General features: G+C 60.8%; 5 protein-coding genes. All 5 read right to left on the reverse strand.

The genetic code is table 11. From position 1 onward, the window contains the following. Window positions 1–68 precede the first annotated feature (68 nt). The gene (gene hybB / locus CAPSK01_RS15825) at window positions 69–1238 is read right to left on the reverse strand and encodes a Ni/Fe-hydrogenase cytochrome b subunit (RefSeq protein ID WP_034928827.1); all 1170 of its coding nucleotides are present in this window, start codon (window positions 1236–1238) and stop codon (window positions 69–71) included. A 2-nt stretch (window positions 1239–1240) separates the two neighbouring features. Next, window positions 1241–2269 carry a hydrogenase 2 operon protein HybA gene (gene hybA, locus CAPSK01_RS15830; RefSeq protein ID WP_273703828.1) on the reverse strand — a complete coding sequence of 343 codons (1029 nt, stop codon included), beginning with the start codon at window positions 2267–2269 and terminating at the stop codon, window positions 1241–1243. A 1-nt stretch (window position 2270) separates the two neighbouring features. Next, a complete protein-coding gene (locus CAPSK01_RS15835) occupies window positions 2271–3443 on the reverse strand; it encodes a hydrogenase small subunit (RefSeq protein ID WP_034928829.1) in 1173 nt (390 codons plus the stop codon). A 417-nt stretch (window positions 3444–3860) separates the two neighbouring features. Then, the gene (locus tag CAPSK01_RS15840) at window positions 3861–5012 is read right to left on the reverse strand and encodes an acyltransferase (protein ID WP_273703829.1); all 1152 of its coding nucleotides are present in this window, start codon (window positions 5010–5012) and stop codon (window positions 3861–3863) included. Between the two features lie 103 nt (window positions 5013–5115). After that, window positions 5116–5748 carry a phosphatase PAP2-related protein gene (locus CAPSK01_RS15845; protein WP_034928832.1) on the reverse strand — a complete coding sequence of 211 codons (633 nt, stop codon included), beginning with the start codon at window positions 5746–5748 and terminating at the stop codon, window positions 5116–5118. Between the last annotated feature and the right edge of the window lie 100 nt (window positions 5749–5848).

Genomic DNA, 5848 nt, shown 5'->3' on the forward strand with positions numbered 1-5848 from the left:
AGGGGTTGGGGGAGAGGGCAACGGTCATGACTTTCATGATCGGGGGGTGCCTGGAAAAGTCATGACCGTTAGCTGCGTGCTGGCTGGGCGTACGTTTCTTCACGCGGCAGGACCGGGAATCGGCGGGTGATGTAAATGTAGCCGAACACCTCGGCGGCGAAGATCCCGATGGTGACCAGAAGTTCCGGTACGGACGGGAAATAGTTCCAGCCCGGTCCTGTGTCGAAAGCGATCAGGAAGCCGTTGAGTCGCAGCATGATACCGCTGAGCATGACCGCGATGCCGGCGAGGAACAACCGGGCCGGATTGCGGCGCGCCTCGGTGGTGCCGATGAGAAGGAATGTGCCCAGCAAACACGCGTTTTCGACCCAGAAAGTCAGCGCGACGTAGGTCGGTGCGAACGCCTGGCCGATGACTCCGCGCACGACGAGGTCGGTAAAGCGCACGACCAGAAACAGGGCCATGATGCCGAGCATTACCCTCGCCATCGGGTTGAGAAGGGAGACCTCGATTTCGCGCCGGTACGCTGAAGCGGCTACGCAGGATTCGAAGAGGATCACTCCGTAACCGAGCATGATCGCCGAAAGCAGGTAGATCAGCGGTTGAATCGGTGTCTGCCAGAGCGGGTTGACCTGGCCGCCCATGACGACCAGCATCGTTCCTAGCGAAGCCTGGTGCATCATCGGCAGGACGACGCCGAGGGCAATGAAGATGAACAGGAACTTCTCGAGTTTCCGGCGGGCATCGCGCAGGCCCAGGCGTTCGAGAAAAACCGGCGAGAACTCGATCCACATGACGATGATGTACAAGGTGATGCAGGCCGCGACCTCGAACATCACCGAGTTAACGTTGAAGTATCCCGGCCAGAAGATATGCCAGAAATTCCACCAGCGACCCAGATCAAAGGTAATGGCCGCTCCGGCCAAGGTGTAACCAAAGAGGCTGCCGAGCAAGGCTGGACGTACCAGCGGATGATATTTGCCCTTGTTGAAGATATAGACCAGCAGCGCCATCGAGAAGCCGCCACAGGCGAGCGCCGAACCGATGAAAACGTCGACCACCACCCATATGCCCCAGGAGTAGCCATCATTGACGTTGGTCGTCGAACTCAGGCCGAAGAACAGGCGGACGAGGATGATGGTTGCGGTGACGGCGATCAGCATGCAGCAGACCAGCGTCGTGGCATTGAACATGCTGCCACCGACCGGTGCCGGTCTGGTGTGTTGCAGAGTGCTCATGATCACTCCTTCCCGGGTTCGTCCGCCGGCGCATCGTCCTCATGATGAACGTTGCGCCTGGCGACATAGGTCATCACGCCAAGTACGGCGAACGGTGCCAGCAGTCCGCCGTAGAGCGTGTGCTGAATCGTTTCCGAGGTCGACGCCGACGAATTGGGGGACAGATAGGGCATACCGACCTTCTCGAAATCGACGGCCGAGAGCTTGAGCACCTGTGTGCCGCCGTATTCGGTTTCCCCATAGATATGCTGTTTGTAGTTGCCGACGTAGCCTTCATAGCTCTGGTCTGGTCCGCCGCTCAGGTTGCCGCGCGGATAGGTGGTCACGCTGCCGGGTTTGAGCGCCAGACGTCGTTTGGCTTCGGACAAAAGGTCGCTGGTCCGCCCGTAGAGCGTCGCGCCGGTTGGGCAGACCTCGGCGCACGCCGAGTAGTGCCCATCCTTGTAGCGATGCCGGCAGAGCTCGCACTTGCCGATCTTGCCGGTTGGCGAGTCGTATTGGTATTTGGGAATGCCGAACGGACAGGCGACGACACAATACCGGCAGCCGACACAGGCCTCGGCGTCGTAGGCGACGATACCCGTCTTCGGATCCTTGGTCATCGCGGTGACTGGGCAGGCGGAAACGCAGGATGGGTCAGCGCAATGCATGCACGATGTCTTCATGAAAGCATAACCGTTCGTTTCATCGTCCTTGGTCGCCATCGTTCCGCTGCGATACATCTTGATGATGTTGAAGGTATAGCCACTGGTATCGAGCGGGGTATCCCACAGCTTGTCGGTTGTTGAGAACTCGGCCGGGTTGTCGTTGGCTTGCTTGCAGGCGGCGACGCAGGCCTTGCAACCGATGCACAGGGTGGCATCGTAGAGCAGACCGAGCGCTTCGGGTGGGCGCTGGTAGGTATCGCGTGCCTCGACCCGGACGCTGATGGCACTCGCAACCAGTGCGGTGCCGGCAGCACCCAGGCAGCCTTCAAGGAATTTTCGGCGGCAGTTCACCTCGGTTCGGGGATCGGGAATGTCGACAGGCATCTCACACCTCCCTTTTTTCGCTCGCGGCCTGGGCCTTGGCAGCCTCCTCGGCCTGATGGGAAAGCCCAAGATTGCGCGCCACCATTGCCGCTCCGCCAGCCGCCGCACCCGCCACGGCGGCCAGTACCGCGGCCGACCCCAGCGTCGCGCCGGTTCCTTTTTCTTCGACGATGCGCGGGTACTGCTGCGGCGGTTCGACGTTCTTTACTTTCGCCAGCATATGAATCGGTTTGCTGAAGCCGACACCCTGCTCGGTACAGCCAATGCACGGGCAACCGCAGCCGACCGGCCAGGTGCCGGCACCGGCGTCGCCGAACAGGATGGTCGGGCAGTTGGCGTAGGTTTCCGGCCCCTTGCAACCCAGCTTGTAGAGGCAATAGCCCTTGCGGTGGCCTTCATCACCGAATTCGATGGCAAAACGGCCAGCGTCAAAGTGGGCGCGGCGCTCGCAGTTTTCATGGATGAGGCGCGAATACGCAAATTTTGGTCGGCCCAGATCATCGACCGGCGGCAAGCTGCCAAATGCCAGGAAGTGCACGACCGCGGACAGGAAGTTATAAGGGTTGGGTGGGCAACCGGGAATCGTCACGACCGGTTTGCCCAGGACCGTGGCGACGCCTGCAGAACCGGTCGGGTTGGGGTCGGTCGATGGCATGCCGCCCCAGCTTGCACAGGAACCAATGGCGATCACGGCGGCCGCATCGGCGGCGCATGCCTGGGTCAGATCGACCGCCGTCTGGCCGCCAACCTTGCAGTAGATGCCGCCCTCGCGCGTCGGGATGGCTCCTTCGATGACCAGCAGGTAACGGTTCTTGTGCTCGGCCATGGCCGTCTTGCGTGCCTGTTCCGCCTGGTGGCCAGCCGCGGCGAACAGCGTTTCGTGATAATCGAGGGAAATGACATCGAGAATCAGCTTTTCTAGCGTCGGATGTTCGGCGCGCAGCATGGATTCCGTGCAGCCGGTACATTCCTGGAATTGCAGCCAGATCACCGACGGCCGCTTCTTGTCGGCTATCGCCTCGGCAACGGCTGCGTCCGCACCTGGCGGCAAGCCCAGACTGGCGGCGACGGTGGCGCAGAACTGCAGAAAATCCCGTCGCGACAGGTCAAGTCGTTTGCTCGCCGCGGCGATACGTGAATCACCTTCCAGCTTCAGCAGACTGGTATTTGCCATCTCACTGCCCCCTATCTCGTCGTCCGACCGCTGGCCGGGAGGTTTGCGGCTGCTCTAACGGTCATGACTTTGCAAGGCACCCCGGATCATGAAAGTCATGACCGTTTCCCTCTCCCCCGACCCCTCCCCCACAAGTGGGGAGGGGAGATTCGTGAGTCGCTAACGCGACTTTCACATTAACCAGAGGCGATGCACTCAAGAAACGTGCCAGGAAAGAATAAATATAAAAAAACATGAACGTAAGCTCTTCAGAGGGGCTCTGCAGGCGAAATGGTCTTTGCATTTATTGTACGAAATGGATACTTTCTTGCCGGCGCCATCGACGGAATGCGGCGGTACCGCTTTTTTGGACAGTCGGCCCGCCTGGCGTGTGTTGAGTGTGTTGACATTCCTTGCCCGGCAACAATGCCGCAATGTCTAGCGCAAGGGCGCGTTCTGGTCGGTTGCCAGGTCGGTCCTGGCGGCAGCGAGCGACTCGCCGGCGAGGTAATGACTGCTGCGCAACAGAAAGCGCTTTTCAACCAGGTGCCACATGGCCACGGCGCCCATGCCCGTCAGGAGAATCAGGGTTGCCAGGAACAGCCCGGGGCGGTCACGCAACCAGCCGCCCTGTACGAGCAGTTGGATCACCGGAAAATGGATGATGTAGATGCCATACGAGAAATCACCGTACTTGGCGAAGTTTCCCACGTACAGGAACAGCGCGCAGAAAACGACCACTGTGGCGAGCGCCAGGGGTTCAAGGAGTGGCAAGGGAAAAATCGTATGGACCGCCAGCACCAGGGCTGCGGCAAGCAGAAACCAGACCGGGCGGCGCTCAAACAGCGGCAGAAAGTAATAGAGGAAAGCCCCCGCCATGAAATACGAGAGCTGCCCCGGCAATTGGCGAGCCAGTTCCAGGTAGATTCCGGAACCTGTGCGCTCCGCGGCTGCGGTCAGCAAACCGACATAGGCAACCGACAGGCCATAGGTCAACACGAGGACGGGCAGACGCGCAAAGCGCCGAAAAAGGAAGACAAGGAAAGGCACCATCAGGTAGAACATGACCTCGATCTTGAGCGTCCACAGCGCGCCGTTGACCGCTGCCAGAGGGTTGGATTCGAAAACGCCGGGCAGACCTGGCTGCAGGAAATTCAGGAAGAAGAGATTGGCCAGAACGTATTTGCCCCAGTCCAGGGAAAAATAGCCTCCCACTCCCTGCGAACCGACTGCAGGCAGGGCGACTGCACAAAGCATGACGACGGTGAAGTAGGCCGGGTAGATTCGCCGTATGCGCTTGCGCGCGTAAGACGCCAGCGATGACGAGCGTTCAAAGCTCATGAACACCAGAAAACCGCTGACCACGAAAAACCCCTTCAGCGCCGATGCCGGTGACAAGACGCGGGCAAGCCAGGCGAGTTGCGGGTACCCGGAAAGATCGTAAGCGTGCACCAGACAAACGGTGGCCGCGAACAACAGCCGCAGTAGATCGAAGTTGTTCCGGGTCAGTCGCGGGCTGTCGTACGGCAAGACGTCATGCTCCAGTTCGGGAAGTTTTCCGTTGCTATCGGCAGACTCATGGTAACTCAACGGTCATGGCTTCCGATGATGAAGGACAGGACCGTTTCCCCCTCGACTCGTTTCCCGCGAGCGGGCAGGGGGGCGGTTCGTGAGTCAAGGTTCCCCTGCCGTCTCACGCGGCCAGACCCGGCCAGAAAGCGACGCCGACCATCAGCGCGGCGAACAGTCCCGCCAGCACGTCGAGAGTCCAGTGCGCACGCAGCACGATCACCAGGAGCATCTGCAGCAGGGCCAGCCATACCCCGCAAAAAGTCAGTACCGGGATGTCCAGGGTGGCGATCTGGATGGCTCCGTAGACGGCCAGCGCGGTGTGCCCGGAAAAGAAGAAATCGTTGCCGACAGCGTAGGTGACGAAGAGCGAGGGAAAACCCGGGTCGCGCCAGATGATTCCCGGCGGCGGTGGCAGAGCGACCACCGCCTGACTCAACTGGCGCAAGGCGAACAAGCACAGCAAGCCCCAGAAAGGGGCGAAACTCGGGCCGAGAACGGCGTAGCCGAGGACGAACAGGGTCACTGCATCGATTCCCAGCGAGCTGCTGATCAAGGCTGCCCTGGCCGCACCCGGATGTTCGTGCAGCCAGGCGTTGCCGCGGGCAGTGAGCCGGTGCAGCTGGTCGTGGATGCCCGCACCCTCGAGATGGCGGGCGCCGATCAGGCGCTGGGTGAAGAACCAGGCCAGCAGGCTGCCGGCGATCGCCAGCAGCCGCAGCGCGATGGTTTCCCAGGCAGGCAGGTCGGCGAGCACGTTCAGTTAATGTGAAAGTCGCATCAGCGACTCACGAATCTCCCCTCCCCACTCGCGGGGGAGGGGTTGGGGGAGAGGGCAACGGTCATGACTTTCATGA

Origin of the sequence: Candidatus Accumulibacter vicinus, assembly GCF_000584955.1 — a bacterium.
In the GTDB taxonomy this organism is placed as follows: Bacteria; Pseudomonadota; Gammaproteobacteria; order Burkholderiales; family Rhodocyclaceae; genus Accumulibacter; species Accumulibacter vicinus.

Excerpts from the sequence above, each read along its gene's own strand:
- hybB (WP_034928827.1), bottom strand. The coding sequence starts at position 1,238 with ATGAGCACTCTGCAACACACCAGACCGGCACCGGTCGGTGGCAGCATG.
- hybA (WP_273703828.1), bottom strand. The coding sequence starts at position 2,269 with ATGCCTGTCGACATTCCCGATCCCCGAACCGAGGTGAACTGCCGCCGA.
- CAPSK01_RS15835 (WP_034928829.1), bottom strand. The coding sequence starts at position 3,443 with ATGGCAAATACCAGTCTGCTGAAGCTGGAAGGTGATTCACGTATCGCC.